A 15553-nucleotide genomic window follows, 5' to 3' on the forward strand; every position below is an offset into this window, starting at 1 on the left:
GGACGGCGGGTCGCCGCCGGCCGGACCGACCGACGGTTCGGCGTGCGCCGTGCCGAGTCGGCGGTCCGCCGGGCGGCGATGTGCCGATCCCGACCCGTCGATCGCTACGCCGTGTAGTCGCCCGGGTGTCGGCCTGCGAGTATCGCCGCAGGTCGGTGAACCTCGGAGCGATGGGGCGGGAACGGTGGCGCAACTCCCGTCGAAGGTTTGCGTCGAGCCGGATTCGTGCCGCGCCCGTCTTGCATACTCACGATCGAAGTCGACGTTCCGTGGCCGGAATTCGTCGAGTTCGGTTCTTTCGGCTTCCCGACCCCAAGCACGCTCCCGACGGTCTCACCACGGGCAGCCGCCGGCGCCGGGATGAGTGACGGGTCATCACCTCCACATGGGCACAACGCGTAGTCGTCCCCTGCTCAGCGCTCTCCGGCTACGACGGGCCTCGGCCGCCCTGATCGTGCTGGGAATGCTGGTCCTGCTCTTCCCCATGATCTCCTCGGCCGCCGAGTCGCCGCCGACCCGCACCGCGCGGGCCGACCACCTCACCGGTGAGCAGCGCGCCATGACACCCGGACTGGTCACCCGATCCGGCAGCTACAGCGAACTGGCCTCCGGACCCGACGAGAGCTTCGGCGACACCCGCTCGCGCGCGGCGGACTGGCTGACCGTGCCCGCCGCCGGGGCGGACGGCACCGCCGCGGCGACACGATCGGTGCCGGCCGGTACGCCGTTGGGCAAGCGCACACCCACCATCGCGTCGGCGACGATGAACGTCTCGCGTACCGGGCAGAGCCTGAACGCCGCGTCGGACGTGACCGGATTCGACCATCCGCTCAACCAGTTCCGCGAACTCGACCAGGTGGTCGGGGTGACGTCCCTGGTGCACATCGACAAGGTGCACACCGAGGTCGGCGCGCCGAGCACCCCGGCGCAGGCCGGTGCCGCCGAGGCCCCGCGCGCCACGACCGCGGTCACCGGCCTGACCTTCTTCCCCGGTTCGCCGCGCGAGGAGCGCGTCGAATTGCCGGACGGACGCATCCCGGGCGGCCTGCTCACCCGCACGCTCAACTTCCGCACCGACGACGACGGCTTGGTGATGAAGAGCCTGTACAAGGGCGATCCGGCGATGTACCGGGCCATGCTCGGCGACGGCACCGGCTTCCTGGACGCGACCTGGACCGTGCTGGTCGCCGACCTGACCTCGACCACGCCCGACTCCGCGCGGGCCGGTCTGGGGGTGACCATCGACATGCGGTGGCGGGTGGGCATCGACGCCCGGGACACGCTGCAACTGCGCATCGACGGCAACGAGCGTTACCTGGACACCCGGATCGCCGAGGTGACCGCGGGCGATCCGGCCGCGGTGTTCCGGCGCCCGGCGCTGCCCACGACCACCGTCACCGGGTTCGGCCCGCCCGGAGCCGGGCCGGGCGCCACGGTCACGGTGACCGGGACCGGCCTGGACGCGGGCGGGCTCGGCGCGTATGTCGACGGTTCGCCCGAGCGGATCACCGGCGACGCGCTGCACGTGGCCGCCGACGGCACCTCGCTCACCTTCGCCGTGCCGCCGGGCGCGACACCCGTCAAGGGTGTGCTGGTGGTCGGCGACCACGGCGAGGGGCAGGCCGGGAGCTTCCCCGCGCCCGGCGGCGGCGACTCCGGATCGACCGACCCGACGACCGGGGCGCCGCCGAGCCCGACCGACGAGGGGCCGGTACGGCACGCGTCCTGGCAGGGCCCGGCGGTCAGGGTGGGCGACCTGCCCGAGTCCTGCGTCACGGCGGCCCAATGGCGAGTCCCCGCCGACCGCGCCGTGTTCACGGCCGTGCTGGGCGACGGCGGGGTGCGCGCTCCGGCGATCGACTCGGCCGTGTTCACCTTCGCCGACGAGGCCGGGGCCCGGCACGAGGTGGCCACCGGCGCCGGGCCGACTTGGGGGCAGCCGTGGCCGGCCGGGCCCGCCGCGCACGTGGTCGGCACCCGGCCCGCGCAGGCCGCGGCGATCGTGCCGAACGGGTGGACCCTGGTCGCGCTGAGCGCCGACCACCATGGTGGCGACCCGGCGAGGCAGGCGGCGCTCAAGCCGGCCGGCGGCTGCTGGGCGCTCGGGCAGGAGCGGCCGACGACGCCGCCGACGAGCGTGCCGCCGACCACGGCGCCGCCCACGAGCGCGCCGCCCACCACGGCGCCGCCGACCAGTGCGCCGCCGACCACCCGGCCGCCCACGCTGCCGCCGACCGGTGAACCCTCCGGCGGGCCGTCGCACACCTCCACGCCGACCGGATCCGGCGGCACCTCGACGTCGCCCCCGGGCTCGGACGGCGGTGGCTCCGGTGGTTCCGGTGGTACCGGCGGCTCCGGCGATTCGGGCAACTCCGGTACCGGCGGCACCGTCCCGGAGACCGCCACCGGTGCCGGCGGCAGCCTGTCGCGCACCGGGGCCGATGTGGTCCTTCCCGTCCTGCTCGGTACCGCCGCGCTCGGCGCCGGCCTCGTCCTGATGTTCGCCGCACGTTCCAGGAGCACCCGATGAGCCCCGTCCCCGACCGGAACCCCCACCTGCCCCGCTCGGGCGTGCCCGACCGGCTCGCCGCGACGATGAGCATCGCCGAACAACACGAGTACCTGCGCAGTCGGCGCCGTACCCTCTCGCGCCGCGGCGTGCTCACCGCGATCGGCCTCGGCGGCGCGGCCGTTCCGCTGTTCGGTACGTCCTCGTCGGCCGGCGTGCGCCGGGCGCCGTCGTTGCTCTCGGGCACTGACTACGTCGACGGGAACGCGCTCAAGCCGTCCGGCCGACACCTGGCCCTGGGCGCCGACCCGCGCAGCCAGGCGGCGATGAGCTGGCAGGTGCCCAAGCCGGTGCGTCGTCCGTTCCTGCGCCTGGGCACCTCGCCCAAACAACTGGACCAGGTGGTGCCGGCCGAGATCCGGCACCTGCACTCGCACCTGATCGAGTACGCGGACAACCCCGCCTCGGCCTACTTCGACTACGACCAGTACCACCTGCACGCCGCGCTGGACGGGCTCGACCCGGGCACGCGCTACTACTACGCGCTGGGCCACGAGGGCCTGGACGCCGGTTCGGTCGCCGCCACCGTGGGCTCGTTCCGCACCGCGCCGGCGGCCGACCGGGTACCGGAACCGTTCACCTTCACCGCGTTCGGCGACGAGGGCGTGGAGTTCGGCGCCGCCGCCAACCAGACGCTGATGGTGCGCCAGAACCCGGTGTTCCACCTGCTCGCGGGCGACATCTCCTATGCCGCCTCGGGCGCGGGTCTGCCGTCCAGCCACCACAGCGCCGACGGCGCGGACAAGCTCCAGCCGGAGGTGTGGGACGAATACCTGCGGATGATCGACCCGGTGGCGGCGTCGGTGCCGTGGATGGTGGCGATGGGCAACCACGACATGGAGGCGTTGTACTCGCCGGACGGCTACGGGGGCCATCTCGCCCGCTGGCACCTGCCCGGCAACGGGCCGCGCAACGCGCATGCCACGTACGGCTTCCGCTACGGCAACGTCGCGGTGGTCAGCCTGGACGCCAACGACGTCTCGCACGAGATCCCGCACAACCGCGGCTACACCTCCGGCGCGCAGACGACCTGGCTGGCCGGGCATCTGGCCCAGCTACGGCGCACGCCCGGGATCGACTTCGTGGTGGCCTTCTTCCACCACTGCGCCTACTGCACGGCGACCGACCACGTCTCGGACGGCGCGATCCGGGAGGAATGGATCCCGCTGTTCGACCGCTACCAGGTCGACCTGGTGATCAACGGGCACAACCACGTCTACGAGCGGGCCGATCCGATGCGCGGCGGGGTGCGCACCCGGCGGGCCGACATCGGCGACCGGATCCGGCCGGCGACGGACGGCACCACCTATCTGACCGTGGGCAGCGGCGGGAAGAGCGGCTACGAGTTCTCCGCGCCGGAGACCTACGCGGGCGGCCCCGCCGATGTCACCGACGCGGTCAAGGGCGGCTTCTACACCAAGGCGGGCAAGCTGGACGAGACCGTGGAGTGGTCGCGGGTGCGCTTTCGTGGCAACGCGTTCATCGCCGTCGACGTACGACCGGCCGCCGCCGGGCGGGAGACCACGATGACGATCCGCACGCTCAGCGCCACGGGCGCGCAGATCGACACGATCACGCTGGTCCGGGAGGCGGGTACGCCGATCCCGTCCGCGAGCGCGGGCGAGCGGGGGACACGCGCGAGCGGCTGAGCGCGCGGGCGGCCTCGGGTGGGAATCGCACAGCGGTTCGACCGAGGCCGCCCGCCGGCCGCGCCCGGCCGCGCATACCGTGCGTCAGGTCGCCCCGGTCAGCCGCGCGCGGGTGCGGGCCGGTGCCGTCGGCGGCAACGAAGCGATGATGTCGGCGAGGGTGACCCCGGCGAGGCTGCTGCGCCAAGCCTCGTACGCCTCGGCCATCTTCGCCGCCAGGATGCAGGTCTCCTGGCAATCCTCGGGGGGCAGCGCGCCGCGGCCCTGCTGCCGGATCTCCCGGCACTCGTAGGGCGATGACGTGCCGTCGACGGCCTCGACGACCTGGAGCAGGGTGATCCGCGCGGCGGGTCGGGCGAGCCGGAATCCGCCCTTGGGGCCGGTGGTCGCCGCCAGCAGGCCGGCCCGGACCAGGGCCTTCAGTTGCTTGGCCAGATAGGGCGCCGGAAGGTCGTAGTACTCGGCGAGCTGGTTGGTCGACGCACTTGCCCCGGGGGCGAGTTGGCCCAGCGACGCGGCACAGTGCAGGACCCATTCGGTGCTCCCGGGCAACTTCATGAGGCTCAGTCTATCGTAGAGATCATGGACCTGTTTAGTCCGTGATAGTGTCTGCGATGCACCGAGCCCGAGTGCACCGAGCGTGCGGTGCATCGAGCCTGCGACCGAGTGGAACAGGCTGCGTGGAAAAGGCTGCGTGGAACCGGAACAGGGAGAGATCATCATGCGGATCGCAATCGCCGGCGCGACCGGAAACATCGGCGCGCTCACCGTCGCCGCCCTGGAGCGGGACGGCCACGACGTGGTGCGGATCAGCCGTTCGCTGGGCGTGGACCTGCTCACCGGCGACGGCCTCGACCAGGCCCTGGCCGGCGTCGAGGCGGTGGTCGACGCGACCAGCGCACCGGCGACCGACCGGGACGGGACGGTGACCTACTTCGGCACGTCCACCCGGAACCTGCTGGCCGCCGAGGAGCGGGCCGGGGTCCGCCACCACGTGCTGCTGTCGATCGTCGGGATCGACCGGGTCGAGGGCAACGCGCACTACGCCGGCAAGCGCGAGCAGGAGCGCTTGATCGTCGAGGGCGCGGTGCCGTGGACGATCGTGCCGGCGACGCAGTTCCACGACTTCGCGGCCACGGTGGTGAGTTGGACCGAGCAGGACGGGGTCGCCCCGATCGCGCCGCTGCTGGTGCAGCCGATCGCCCCCGCCGACGTGGCCGACGTACTCGCCGACGTCGCCACCGGCGAGCCACGAGGCCGCCATGTCGGCATCGCCGGCCCCGAGACCCAGGACCTGGTCGACATGGCCCGCCGCACGAACCAGGCCCGCGGCCGCACGGTGAAGCTGGTACCGACCTGGTCGTCCCTGTTCGGCCCGTCGATGGCCGGCGACGTCCTGCTCCCGGCCGAGGACGCCCTCATCACCCCGACCACCTTCGACCAGTGGCTCACGGAACAGCACTAGCGGAACCCGGCAAGTCGCCCCCGCCGCCCGGGAGTCGGCGCACCGGGGCGGGAGCCGGAACGGGCCGGCGGCGACGCACCGCCGCCGGCCCTGCCGGGCTACGCCCGATCCGGACCCGGGTCCATGCCCGCGGTGTCGAAGCGGGTGCCGGCCGAGTCACCGTTTCGGCGTCGTAGGCCGGCCTTTTCCAGGACCCGGACCGAGGCCGGGTTGGTCGACTCCACCTCGGCGTACACGGTGTGCACCGGGGGGAGGGTCAGCGCGTAGGCGACCAGGGCGCGGGTGGCCTCGGTGGCGTAGCCGCGGCCGCGCCGGGACGCGACGACGCCGTAGCCGAACTCCAGGTCACCTTCGGTCGGCGGCCACATCAGGCCGATGCTGCCGATCACCAGCCCGGTCTCCCGCTCGATGATCAGCCGGTGGCCGGACGCCGTCGGGTCGTCGCACGAGTCGGCGATGACACCGGCGATGACGCGGTCGCCCTCGGCGGGGAAGTCGGCCGCCCAGTGCGGCGATCGCACGTCGGCGAGCACGGCGGCGATGTCGTCGGCGGACCACGGCCGTAGCACCAGGCGCTCGGTGGTCAGGTCCGTACCGACGGGAAGAGCAGGGAAGGACACGCGAAACTCCAGTCGTTCGAGACGACCGGGTCGGTGGCGACGCGGTGAATTACGCGCGCACGACCCGGACAAGGGCATGACGGTGGAACCCGGCGCGGGCCATATTCATCAACCTCCCTTGTCGCGGCGGCGAGCACGCGTGATCACGTGTCGACGGAACCTACCAAACGAGGGTGGCCAGGCGGGAGGGGCACCCACTCTCGCGGCGGTGGCAGGCCGCCGGGATCACGGTCGCACCGCGCCGGCGACGGCCGGGAAGTGGCGTGCGTCGTCGGCGGGTTCGGGCGTCCCGCCGACCGGACACCTCGCTTCGCCGGCGGGTTCCGGGGCGCCGGGACCGGTCACGTGATGACGTCGGGTCATGGACGCGCGGTCGGTCCATCCGGTGAGATGGATTCCGCCCTTCGCCGCCCCCCACCACGAATCCGCATCGCCGGTTCGTGCCGGGGGAGTTCGACGGGCGAGTTCGGCTGCTCACCCCTGCTCCCGGCGTCCCGGACGGGAACGCCGGCATCCTGGAGGTTCTCGATGCGTCGACTGACCACAATTCTCGCCGGTACCTCGATGGCGGTCGCCGCCGGACTCGGCGCGACCACGCCGGCCCAGGCCGCCCCCTCGGACAAGCCCCAGGTGTTGTCCGGTTGGACCCAGACCAGCGCCAACAGCTACAACGCCTGGAACTCGGCGCGGCAGAACCAGGGTTCCTGGGCCGCCTACGGCTTCGACTGGTCCACCGACTACTGCTCCGGCTCGCCCGACAATCCCTTCGGCTTCCCGTTCCAGACCTCCTGTGCCCGGCACGACTTCGGATACCGCAACTACAAGGCCGCGGGCACCTTCCCGGCGAACAAGGCGCGGCTGGACAGTGCGCTGTACGAGGACCTCAAGCGCGTGTGTGCCGGGTACGGCGACGTGCCGCGCGGCACCTGCAACGCCACGGCCTGGACCTACTACCAGGCGGTCAAGCTGCTGGGCTGACCCGGACGGTCGGCGGCCTCCCCGCCGCCCGGCGCGGTACGGCGGGACCCGGCCGGAGGCTTCGGTCGGGTCCCGTCGTATGCACACGCTCCGGGGCGCAATATGTCACCCGATCGAGTGGAACGCACGCCGATGCACCGAGTGGGGCCTGCCTCGGAACTATCAAGGAGGGCATGAACGACGAGTCGAGTTCGACGGTGACGCGCTGGTGCGGGCCGGGTGCGGGAGCGTTCGGCTGTGCTCCCGGGGCGCCGCGGCAGATGTGGTCGATCGGGGTGGGCGCGACACCGGTGTTCGATTCGTTGGTGCGGGAATGGGCTCGGACCACTCGCGAGCTGCCCCAGGCGGCACCCAGGTACAGCTGCGACTCCTGTCGCCTCTCGCATCCGCCGGCTCCGTAGGCCGGGTCGGGATCGCGGGCGCGGGCGCGCCGGCGTCCCGCCGGCGTGCGTGCGACGGTGGATGGGAGTACGCGCGAGCGGCTCGCCGGATCCGGGTGGGCGCGAGCGTCGATCACCGGGAGGAAACATGTCCCCGATCTCTCGTGGCGTCGGGAACCGGTCGGCGGGAGCCGCATGGGGACCGGCGGAGGTGTCGCGGATGCTGCTCGTGCTCGCGTTCGCCTCGGTGGTCCTGGGTGTGGTCGTACTGGCCTGGCCGACCCAGACGGTGCAGGTGGTGGCCGTTTTGTTCGGGCTGTATCTGCTGGTCAGCGGCGTGATCCAGCTCGTGCTGGGGGCGGGCGCGCTGTTCGCGGGCGGGGTGCGGGCGGTGCTGATCGTCAGCGGCCTGTTGTCCGTGGTGCTGGGCATCCTGTGTCTGGGCGGTGGCTCGCGCTCGGTCACCGTGTTGGCCGTGTGGATCGGTATCTGCTGGCTCGTTCGCGGCATCGCCGAACTGGTGGGCGCGCTGGCCAACGCGGGTTTGCCCGGTCGGGGCTGGATGGTGTTCTTCGGGCTCGTGGACATCGTCGCCGGCATCGTGCTGATGGCCGCTCCGGTGACGAGCACCAAGGTGTTGGCCGTGTTGGCCGGCATCGTGCTGATCGTGCTGGGCCTGATCGGCGCCGCTGCGGCGATCGGCGTGGGCCGGGGTCGCTCGGACGCGACCTGGCAGGCGGGTTCGGCCTCGCGGTCCTCGCGGCTGCCCTGACCGCGACCCCGGCCCCGACGGGTGGTGTTACCTCGGCGGGTCGTCGTGCAGGGCGTACAGGCCGGGGAGGTTGACCACGATGGCCTCCTGGGTGCTGCGGGCGATCACGACCACCGCTTCGGTGTCGGGGTCCGGGTTCTCCTCGCGGTGCGGGACGAACGGCGGGACGAAGATGTAGTCGCCGGGGCTCGCCCGGAGGCGGACCTCGCGGACCTCGCCGGAGGAGTCGTCGGCGAAGACGAAGACCGGATGCCCGCTGATCACGTGGATCGCGGTCTCGGAGTCGCCGTGGTGGTGATCGCCGGACGAGGTGGCCGGGGCCACGTGGGTCTGACCCATGAACAACTTTTCGGATCCGACCGTGTGCCTGCTGACGGCGGCGAAGCGGCGCATGCCGCTCGTCTGGGTCGTGTCGGTGTCGAGGGCGTCGGCGCGGACGTGGTGCAGACGCAGTCGCGGCGAGCCGGCGCCGGCCGGGTCGGGCAGGTGCGGGTGGAAGCCGGTCCCGGCGATCGTGCCGTGCGGGCCCGGCACCGGGTCCTCGGCGCGCCCGTCGGGAGGTGGGGAGGACGGCGGCGGGGTGGGGCCTGGGGTCATCACGGGTCCTTGGCGAGGGTGGGGCCCGGCCGGGTCGTTCCGGGAGGGGCGGCGCCGGGCGGTCGGGGTGGTGCGGGGCTTCAGGACTTTTCATACACCACCCGGCCGGCGACCACGGTGTGGGTGATCGGGATTTCCGGGAGCGCGGTGGGTTCGGTGGCGAAGGGGTCGGTGGCCAGGACACACAGGTCCGCCGCCATGCCGGGTGCCAGCGAGCCCTTCCACGATTCGGCGCCGTCCTGGCGGGCGGGTGTGCCGGTGTAGGCGCGCAACGCCTCGCGCAGGGCCAGGCGCTGCTCGGGGCCGCACACGGTGCCGTCGACGCCGGTGCGGGTCACGGCGGCGACCACGCCGCGGCGCCAGTCGGGGGTGAGGACGGGGGCGTCCGAACTCAGGCACACGTCGATGCCGGCGTCGAGTGCCTCGCGGGTGGGACACATCCGGGCCAGGGTCTGCGGGCCGAGCGTGTCGTGGAGCAGGTGTCGGGTGGCCACCGCGATGCCGGGCTGGGTGTTCAGGCCGATGCCGGCCGCGGCCATCTCGGCCAGCGTGTCCGGATGCAGCAGGTCGCCGTGGATGAGGTAGTGCCGGGCGTCGGGGCGCGGGTGCTCGTCCAGGGCGGCGCGCAGTGCGGCGACCACCGCGGCGGAGGTGCGGTCGCCGGTGGAGTGCACGCCGATCTGGTGCCCGGCGGCGTGCGCGGCGCGGATCATCCCGGCCAGCCGTTGCCGGCGTCGCTCGGCCGTGTCGCCGTCGATCAGCAGCGAGCCGTGTGACCCGTCCGGGTAGGGCTCGCACACCCAGGCGCTGCGCATCGGCGGGATGCCGTCCGCGAAGATCTTCACCCCGGCCACCCGGAACCAGCCCGCCACGTCGGCCGGCGCGGCGAACCCGCGCAGTCCGGCGGCGAACGCGTCCGCCGAGCTGGGTCCGTCCAGCTCGCCGAAGAGCAGCAGGGCGGTGACCCGTGCGGTGAGCCGACCCTGCGCGGCCAACGCGGCGTAGTCCCGGAGTGCGGCGGAGCCGAAACAGCCGCTCGCGCCGTCGTCCTCGCCGGGACCCAGGCCCGGTTCGGTGTAGCTGGTCACGCCGAGCGAGGCCAGCAGTTCGTGGGTGCGCAGGATCGCGGCCTGCCGGTCGGCCGTCGTACGCAGCGCCGGCTCCGGGGGCGCCTCCGCCGGATCCGGGTGTCCGTCGCCGCTCAGTCGGTCCATCAGCAGGTGCGGCCACATCGCGCCGAGCCACACCCCGTGCAGGTGGGAGTCGTTGATCCCGGGCAGCACCGCGCCGCCGTGCAGGGGGATCACGCGCGTGTCGGGGCCGATCAGCGGGGTGGTGTCGGCGTCCTCGCCCACGTGGGTGATGCGGCCCTCGGTGACGGCGATCGCACTCGCGGTTCGGTCCCGGGCGTCGAAGGTGTGCACGCGACCTCCGGTGAGCACCAGGTCGGCCGGGCGGGTGGTGTTCGGCGATTCGTGGTCGCGCACTTAATTTCCTCCTGGGATCTGGACAGGCCCACCGGAAGCCCATACCGTACACGCAATCAGATACGATTTGCGAGTCGATTGGGAGGCAACGGTGCCCCTGCATCCGGAAGCCCAGGACATCATCGAGCGCACTCGGATCGGCGCCTCCGGACCCGCTCCCGTCGCCCTGGACGCCCAGGCCATGCGGGACGGGTTCGCCCTCGCCTGGTCGATGCCGGAGCGACTGCCGAGCGTGGGCTCGGTCCGCGACACCACGATCCCCGGACCGGCCGGCGACATCCCGGTCCGCCTCTACACCCCCGAGGGTCCCGGGCCGTTCCCGGTCCTGGTCTGGTTCCACGGCGGCGGCTGGACCATCGGCTGTCTCGACGAGAACGAGTACGCCTGTCGCGTCGTGTGCGCCGGCGCCGAGACCGCAGTGGTCTCGGTCGACTATCGCCTCGCGCCGGAGAACCCGTACCCGGCCGCCGCCGACGACTGCTACGCCGTGCCGGGGTGGCTGCACGAACACGGCGACCGGTGGGGCCTGGACGGCACCCGGATCGCGGTCGGCGGGGAGAGCGCGGGCGGCAACCTGGCCGCCGTGGTCGCGCTCAAGAGCCGCGATCTGGGCGGCCCGCCGATCGCCCTCCAGGTGCTCGTGTCGCCCGTGGTCGGCCATCCCGACGACGGGCGGTCCTCCTACCGGGAGTTCGCCGACGGCTACTTCCTGTCCAAGGCGAGCATGGACTGGTTCTTCACCCAATACCCGCGCGACGCCGCCGACCTGGCCGATCCGTACCTGCTGCCCAGTCGCGCCGACGACCTCTCCGCGCTGCCGCCCGCACTCGTCCTGGGCGCCGAATACGACGTGCTCCGCGACGAGGGCGAGGACTACGCGAAGGCGTTGAACGCGGCCGGCACCCCGGCCCGGACGGTGCGCTTCGACGGGCTCATCCACGGCTTCTTCGGGCTGCTCGCCACCGATCTCACCGATGCCGCGCGGGCGCACGAACTGGTCGTCGGGGCGCTGCGGGACGCATTCGCCGGGAAGACGGGATGAGCGCGGCGAGCCCGGCGCGCGAGGCGGACACCGCGGCCGTGCTGCGGCTGCGGGGCGTGGCCATCGCCCGGGACGAGATCCCGGTGGTGCACGATGTCTCGCTGGACGTGGCCCCCGGCGCGGTCACCGTGCTCCTGGGCGCCAACGGCGCGGGCAAGACCACCCTGATGGACGGCATCGCGGGCCTGGTACGCACCACGGCCGGCACCATCGAACTCGGCGACCGCCCGGTGCACAAGCTGCCCGTGCACAAGCGCGCCCGGGCCGGCGTCGGCTACGTCGAACAGGCCCGCACCACCTTCCGCACCCTCACCGTCGAACAGAACCTGCTGGTCGCCCGCGCCGGCGCCGGCGATCCGGACACCGTCTACCGACTCTTCCCGGAACTGGCCCGCCGCCGCACCCTCCAGGCCGGCCATCTCTCCGGCGGCGAACAGCAGATGCTCGTGCTCGGCCGCGCCCTGGTCACCGACCCCAAGGTGGTCCTGGTCGACGAGATGTCGCTCGGCCTGGCCCCCATGGTGGTCCATCGGCTGATGCGCGTGGTCGGCGAACTCGCCGCCGAGGGACTGGCCATCCTGCTCATCGAACAGTTCGCCAACCTCGCCCTCGGCGTCGGCACGCACGCCTACGTCCTGCGCAAGGGTCGCATCGTGCACGACGGACCGTGCGCCGAACTGCGCGGCAAACCCGAACTTCTGCACGAGTACTACTTCGGCTCGATCACCGCACCGCGACCCACCGACCCACCCGGCCCCGCCGCCGAGCCCGCCCGAATCGGCGGTGGCAGCCGATGACTTCCACCACCAAAACCCCCGCCGGCCGGAAATCCACCGCCATGGACCTGATCGACAAGCGCTCCGCGACCGGCATGATCGCCTTCGCGATCGTGGCCTGCGTCGCGATCCCCAACATCCTCTCGCCCTACTGGCTCTACCTCGCCATCACCAGCGTGATCGGCGCCGTGATCATGCAGAGCTACGGTGTGATCGTCGGCCGCGCCGGCGTCATGTCGCTGTGCCAACTCTCCTTCGCCGCCATCGGCGCCTGGGTGGTGATGCGGCTCAACCTCGCCGACGCCCCCGGCGGCCTGCTCGTGTGGCTGGTCCTCGGCGGGCTGGCCGCCGCACCCGTGGGCGTGCTGATCGGCCTGCCCGCACTGCGCGTTCGCGGTGTCAACCTCGCCGTGATCACCTTCGGCGCGGCGGTGTCCACCGACATCGTGCTCAACGCCAAGCAGTTCCCCGGCACCGAGGAACTGGTGACCGTGGCCCGACCGGCCGCGTTCACCAGCAACGCCGACTACTTCGTCCTGGTCGTCATCGTCTTCACCGTGATCGCGCTGGGCCTGGCCGCCCTGGACAAGACCCGGCTCGGCCGCTCCTGGCTCGAACTGCGGCACTCCGAAAGGCTCGCCGCCTCACACGGCATCTCGGTGGCCCGCAGCAAACTCGCCGCCTTCGCGATCAGCGCGTTCATCGCCGGCATCGGCGGCGGACTGATGGCCGGCCAACTCGGCCTGGTGGTCTCCGGCAACTTCGCCATGGGCCAGTCCGTCACGCTGTTCGCGATCGCCATCCTGATCGGCCCGCACCACCCCGAAGGCGCGGTGATGAGCGGGGTGTTCGGTGCCGCGACGGCGACCATCCTGGAAAAGGTCAAGCTGCCCCAGGACCTGGGCGGCATCATCTTCGGCGTCGTACCGATCTTCGCGCTGCGCAGCGGGATGAGCCAGACCGACTTCACCCGCAACCGCAAACGCCTGGCCAAGGCCCGCAAGGAGGCCGCCGCCACCACCGCCGACGACGAACGCGAACGCGCCGACGCCGGACCGCCGACCGAGCGCACCGTGGGCGCTCCCGCCCGCCCAGTGGGCACCGAACCGGCCCTGGCCGTCACCGGATTGACGGTGCAGTACGGCCCGGTCACCGCACTGGACGCGGTCGACCTGATCGTGCCCGCCGGCACCGTGGTCGGCCTGATCGGCCCCAACGGCGCGGGCAAGTCCACCTTCATCTCCGCCGTCGGCGGCTTCCTGGGTCGGCTCCCCGGTTCGGTCCGGCTGGACGGCGTACCCATCGATCGCCTGGCTCCGCAGGTCCGCGCGGCCCGGGGACTGCGGCGCACCTTCCAAACCACCCTGATCGCCCCCGAGTTGACCCAGTACGAATACCTCGACATCGGCGCGGGTCGGCGGCTCGGACGGGACGAGGCCGACGAACTCCTGGAATTCTTCGGCTGTCCGGTGGGCGACCTGCCCATCTCGATCGTCGACGCCGGCACCCGCCGGTTGCTCGACGTGGCCGCAGCGATCGCCGCGCGACCCGCGGTGGCCCTGCTCGACGAACCCGCCGCCGGCCAATCCGCCGCCGAATCGCTGCGCCTGGGAGCTCGACTCGCCCAGGTGCCGCAACGCTACGGAGTGGCCATCCTGCTGGTCGAACACGACATGGAACTGGTGCGGGTGGCCTGCCGCGAGGTCACCGTGCTGGACTTCGGCAAGGTGATCGCCGCCGGCCCCACCGAGGACGTCCTGCGCGATCCCGCGGTGTCCGCCGCCTACCTCGGCGGCGCCGACACCCCCGACGGCGCGGTCCCCCCGACCGCGATCGTCACCCCCACCGGCTGACCGCCCGCCCGGGCCCGATCCACCCGTACCGCCCCCGCGTCGCGCGTGTGCCTCGACGCCGACCCGGGTTCCCCCGGCATGCCTTCGATCGGATCGACTGCGTACCGATCCACCATGACAAGGACGTTCCCATGAAGCGTTCCCTCGTGAGCCGGACGGCCGTCGCCGTCATCGCGCTCGCCCTGTCCGCGACGGCGTGCGCCGGCGACGGCAGCGACGGCGGCTCCACCAGCGGCGCCATCAAGGTCGGCTCGATCAACGGAATCACCGGGCTGTTCCAGACCCCGGAGGTCCCACAGGCGGTCAAGGCCGTCTTCGACGAGGTCAACGCGGCCGGCGGGATCAACGGCCGCAAGCTCGAATTGATCAGCAAGGACGACGCGATGAACCCGCAGCGTTCCACCGAGAACGAGGTGGAACTCGTGCAGTCCAAGGGCGTGGTCGCCCTGGTCGGCTCCTCCAGCGCGGTCGACTGCGGGGTCAACCGGGCCGCGTACAAGAGCGCGAAGATCGTCTCCATCCCGGCCGTCGGCGTCGACCCCGCGTGCTTCAACAGCCCCGACATCGCGCCGGTCAACCCCGGCCCGTTCAAGCTGCTCACCGCGATGCTGTACTACGCGTCCGAGACGCTGCACCACGACAAGGTCTGTCTGTACTACACCACCCTGCCCGGCAGCGGCGGCGGGATCAGCGACGCGATCAAGGAGTGGAGCGACCTCACCGGCAAGCAACTCGCCGCCAAGGACACCGCCGTCGGCGAGGGCGACCCCACGCCGCACCTGATCGCCGCCAAGCAGGCCGGCTGTCAGGCCGTGCTCTACAACGCCCAGGTCGGGCCCTGGTTCGCCCAGGCGCAGACGCAGGGCATGCAGAACGTCGACTTCATCATGGGCGCCAACAGCTACACCGACGCGAACGCCAAGCTGGTGCCCGCGGGCATGCGGGCCTACGTCGGCACCGAGTGGCAGCCGTACACCGACGTGACGCTGCCCGGCAACGAGCGCTGGGCGCAGCTGATGGACAAGCACGGCATCCAGCGCACCGCGTTCAGCCAGGGTGCGGTGATGTCCGCCGACGTGTTCGTCCAGGTGCTCAAGGGCATGAAGGGCGACATCACCCGCAAGTCGGTCACCGAGGCGTTCAAGAAGATGAGCCCGATCGACTACCCGATGGTGGGTTCGCCCTGGGTGTTCGGCCCCGACGACAAGCACAACCCGGTCCAGGGCAGCCGTTTCGTCAAGGCCGTCGACGGCAAGTGGCAGGTGTTGCCCGAGGGCTTCATCGTGCCCGGCAGGAAGTAGCCCGGCCGCGGTGCGACCGATCCACCCCGGCCCGACCGTCGCCGACCGCCCACGCGGTCGGCGC

13 protein-coding genes are annotated in these 15553 nt (G+C 72.3%); 9 read left to right on the top strand and 4 right to left on the bottom strand.

The features are described 5' to 3' along the window. Positions 1-385 precede the first annotated feature (385 nt). Positions 386-2530, top strand: a complete 2145-nt coding sequence (locus ACH4U8_RS40185) for a hypothetical protein (RefSeq protein ID WP_395783099.1) — start codon at positions 386-388, stop codon at positions 2528-2530. After that, positions 2527-4218, top strand: coding sequence for a purple acid phosphatase family protein (locus tag ACH4U8_RS40190; protein ID WP_395783101.1), 1692 nt, complete (start codon positions 2527-2529; stop codon positions 4216-4218). Before ACH4U8_RS40185 ends, ACH4U8_RS40190 begins: the two co-directional genes overlap by 4 nt. Before the next feature lie 84 nt (positions 4219-4302). Here the strand turns inward: ACH4U8_RS40190 and ACH4U8_RS40195 are convergent, their stop codons facing one another. After that, entirely contained in the window at positions 4303-4776 is a 474-nt protein-coding gene (locus ACH4U8_RS40195; protein ID WP_360312366.1) for an Rrf2 family transcriptional regulator, read from the bottom strand. Positions 4777-4939: 163 nt separating this feature from the next. Between ACH4U8_RS40195 and ACH4U8_RS40200 the strand changes: the two genes are divergently transcribed. Beyond that, complete coding sequence (locus tag ACH4U8_RS40200) at positions 4940-5683, top strand: SDR family oxidoreductase (RefSeq protein WP_395783103.1); 744 nt, start codon at positions 4940-4942, stop codon at positions 5681-5683. 98 nt (positions 5684-5781) lie between these two features. Here ACH4U8_RS40200 and ACH4U8_RS40205 read toward each other — a convergent pair whose 3' ends face one another. Next, positions 5782-6303 carry a GNAT family N-acetyltransferase gene (locus ACH4U8_RS40205; RefSeq protein WP_360312362.1) on the bottom strand — a complete coding sequence of 174 codons (522 nt, stop codon included), beginning with the start codon at positions 6301-6303 and terminating at the stop codon, positions 5782-5784. A 528-nt stretch (positions 6304-6831) separates the two neighbouring features. Here ACH4U8_RS40205 and ACH4U8_RS40210 point away from each other — a divergent pair. Together ACH4U8_RS40210 and ACH4U8_RS40215 are read left to right on the top strand one after the other, a co-directional pair. Then, on the top strand, positions 6832-7281 hold the full coding sequence (locus ACH4U8_RS40210; RefSeq protein WP_379992001.1) for a phospholipase: 450 nt from the start codon (positions 6832-6834) through the stop codon (positions 7279-7281). Between the two features lie 600 nt (positions 7282-7881). Further along, a complete protein-coding gene (locus tag ACH4U8_RS40215; protein ID WP_395783105.1) occupies positions 7882-8433 on the top strand; it encodes an HdeD family acid-resistance protein in 552 nt (183 codons plus the stop codon). A 27-nt stretch (positions 8434-8460) separates the two neighbouring features. Here ACH4U8_RS40215 and ACH4U8_RS40220 read toward each other — a convergent pair whose 3' ends face one another. Both ACH4U8_RS40220 and ACH4U8_RS40225 read right to left on the bottom strand, forming a co-directional pair. After that, positions 8461-9030 carry a cupin domain-containing protein gene (locus ACH4U8_RS40220; RefSeq protein WP_395783107.1) on the bottom strand — a complete coding sequence of 190 codons (570 nt, stop codon included), beginning with the start codon at positions 9028-9030 and terminating at the stop codon, positions 8461-8463. An 80-nt stretch (positions 9031-9110) separates the two neighbouring features. Beyond that, entirely contained in the window at positions 9111-10517 is a 1407-nt protein-coding gene (locus ACH4U8_RS40225; protein ID WP_395783109.1) for an amidohydrolase, read from the bottom strand. 91 nt (positions 10518-10608) lie between these two features. Between ACH4U8_RS40225 and ACH4U8_RS40230 the strand changes: the two genes are divergently transcribed. The 4 genes from ACH4U8_RS40230 to ACH4U8_RS40245 all read left to right on the top strand — a co-directional run bounded on the left by ACH4U8_RS40230 (position 10609) and on the right by ACH4U8_RS40245 (position 15489). Beyond that, positions 10609-11559: an alpha/beta hydrolase gene (locus tag ACH4U8_RS40230; RefSeq protein WP_360312354.1), complete on the top strand. Its 951-nt coding sequence runs from the start codon at positions 10609-10611 to the stop codon at positions 11557-11559. Further along, positions 11556-12356, top strand: a complete 801-nt coding sequence (locus ACH4U8_RS40235) for an ABC transporter ATP-binding protein (RefSeq protein ID WP_395783111.1) — start codon at positions 11556-11558, stop codon at positions 12354-12356. Before ACH4U8_RS40230 ends, ACH4U8_RS40235 begins: the two co-directional genes overlap by 4 nt. Then, a complete protein-coding gene (locus ACH4U8_RS40240) occupies positions 12353-14188 on the top strand; it encodes an ATP-binding cassette domain-containing protein (protein ID WP_395783113.1) in 1836 nt (611 codons plus the stop codon). Before ACH4U8_RS40235 ends, ACH4U8_RS40240 begins: the two co-directional genes overlap by 4 nt. Positions 14189-14319: 131 nt before the next feature. Continuing rightward, entirely contained in the window at positions 14320-15489 is a 1170-nt protein-coding gene (locus ACH4U8_RS40245) for an ABC transporter substrate-binding protein (RefSeq protein ID WP_379991998.1), read from the top strand. Positions 15490-15553 lie beyond the last annotated feature (64 nt).

Source organism: Embleya sp. NPDC020886 (assembly GCF_044333915.1).
In the GTDB taxonomy this organism is placed as follows: Bacteria; Actinomycetota; Actinomycetes; order Streptomycetales; family Streptomycetaceae; genus Embleya.

Coding starts and splice junctions, on each gene's coding strand:
- ACH4U8_RS40185 (WP_395783099.1), top strand. CDS start 386: ATGGGCACAACGCGTAGTCGTCCCCTGCTCAGCGCTCTCCGGCTACGA.
- ACH4U8_RS40190 (WP_395783101.1), top strand. CDS start 2,527: ATGAGCCCCGTCCCCGACCGGAACCCCCACCTGCCCCGCTCGGGCGTG.
- ACH4U8_RS40195 (WP_360312366.1), bottom strand. CDS start 4,776: ATGAAGTTGCCCGGGAGCACCGAATGGGTCCTGCACTGTGCCGCGTCG.
- ACH4U8_RS40200 (WP_395783103.1), top strand. CDS start 4,940: ATGCGGATCGCAATCGCCGGCGCGACCGGAAACATCGGCGCGCTCACC.
- ACH4U8_RS40210 (WP_379992001.1), top strand. CDS start 6,832: ATGCGTCGACTGACCACAATTCTCGCCGGTACCTCGATGGCGGTCGCC.
- ACH4U8_RS40215 (WP_395783105.1), top strand. CDS start 7,882: ATGCTGCTCGTGCTCGCGTTCGCCTCGGTGGTCCTGGGTGTGGTCGTA.
- ACH4U8_RS40220 (WP_395783107.1), bottom strand. CDS start 9,030: ATGACCCCAGGCCCCACCCCGCCGCCGTCCTCCCCACCTCCCGACGGG.
- ACH4U8_RS40235 (WP_395783111.1), top strand. CDS start 11,556: ATGAGCGCGGCGAGCCCGGCGCGCGAGGCGGACACCGCGGCCGTGCTG.
- ACH4U8_RS40240 (WP_395783113.1), top strand. CDS start 12,353: ATGACTTCCACCACCAAAACCCCCGCCGGCCGGAAATCCACCGCCATG.
- ACH4U8_RS40245 (WP_379991998.1), top strand. CDS start 14,320: ATGAAGCGTTCCCTCGTGAGCCGGACGGCCGTCGCCGTCATCGCGCTC.